This is a genomic window from Mycobacterium sp. DL99 (genome assembly GCF_004762045.1).
In the GTDB taxonomy this organism is placed as follows: domain Bacteria; phylum Actinomycetota; class Actinomycetes; order Mycobacteriales; family Mycobacteriaceae; genus Mycobacterium.
In genome coordinates this window covers 1-1,482 of sequence record NZ_SJOM01000001.1, presented here as the reverse complement: position 1 = coordinate 1,482, position 1,482 = coordinate 1, and the positions used below count along the sequence as shown (strand labels likewise).

The following is a 1,482-nucleotide window of genomic DNA, read 5'->3' as shown; positions in this document are numbered from 1 at the left end:
CAAGACAAAGGTGAAATTGATGACTCCGTCCTCCCCGACCACCACGCTGCAGCCCACCGCCGTCGTCACGGTGGGAATCGGGCCAGTCAGCTTCGCCGACGTGATTGCGGTCGCCCGCGACGATGCCGCCGTGCAGTTGTCCGATGAGGCGATGACCGCAGTCGCCGAGAGCAGGGCGCGCATCGACGCGCTGGCCGCGGACCCGGCCCCTGTCTACGGTGTATCCACCGGCTTCGGCGCCCTGGCAACCCGCCACATCCCACACGAGTTGCGCACCCAGTTGCAGCGCAGCCTGATCCGCTCGCATGCTGCCGGTTCGGGCACCGAGGTGGAACGCGAAGTGGTGCGTGCCCTGATGCTGCTGCGTCTATCGACGCTGGCCACCGGGCGCACCGGCGTGCGGCCCGTGGTGGTCCAGGCCTACGCCGGGCTGCTCTCGGCAGGCATCACCCCGGTGGTCTACGAGTACGGCAGCTTGGGCTGCTCCGGCGACTTGGCGCCGCTGGCGCACGTGGCACTGGCACTCATCGGCGAAGGGCAGGTCCGCACCCGCGACGGCGAACTCAAATCCGCAGCCGAGGCACTGGCCGAACACGGACTGCAGCCCGTCGTGCTGGCCGAAAAAGAAGGCCTGGCACTGATCAACGGCACCGACGGCATGCTCGGCCAGCTGGTCCTGGCACTACATGACCTCGACAGTCTGCTGCGGCTGGCCGATATCGCCGCCGCAATGAGCGTGGAAGGCCTGCTGGGCACCGAGCGGGTGTTCGCCGCCGATCTGCAGAAGCTGCGGCCGCACCCGGGGCAAGGCTTGGCCGCGGCGAACATGACGCGCCTGCTTGCCAATTCGGCCATCGTCGCCAGCCACAAGACCGACAACTGCACCGTGGTGCAGGACGCCTATTCGCTGCGCTGCGCTCCGCAGGTCGCCGGGGCCGCTCGCGACACCGTCGAACACGCCCGGCTGGTAGCCCAGCGCGAACTGGCCAGCGCCGTGGACAACCCGGTGGTCACCCTCGACGGCCGGGTGGAGTCCAACGGCAATTTCCACGGCGCTCCGGTGGCCTACGTGCTGGACTTCCTGGCCATCGTCGTGGCCGATCTGGCCTCGATCAGTGAACGGCGCACCGACCGGTTCCTGGATCCGGCGCGCAACCACGGACTCAACGCGTTCCTCGCCGATGATCCCGGCGTGGACAGCGGTCACATGATCGCCCAGTACACCCAGGCCGGCATCGTCTCCGAGCTCAAGCGCCTGGCCGTCCCGGCCAGCGTGGATTCGATCCCGTCCTCGGCGATGCAGGAAGACCATGTGTCGATGGGCTGGTCGGCAGCACGCAAGCTGCGCCGCGCGATCGACGGGCTCAGCCGGGTACTGGCCGTGGAAGTGCTCACCGCCGCACGCGCCCTCGACCTGCGCGCGCCGCTGACCCCGGCACCGGCGACCGCGGCCGTCATCGCCGCCGTCCGCACACACGTTCC

Annotated in this window: 1 protein-coding gene; it reads left to right on the top strand. The window is 69.2% G+C overall.

Going from position 1 to position 1,482, the window contains the following annotated elements; genetic code table 11:
- Positions 1–19 precede the first annotated feature (19 nt).
- Positions 20–1,482, top strand: a 1,463-nt coding sequence (hutH, locus tag EYZ64_RS00005; RefSeq protein ID WP_135451298.1) for a histidine ammonia-lyase, incomplete at its 3' end; no start/stop codon positions are given.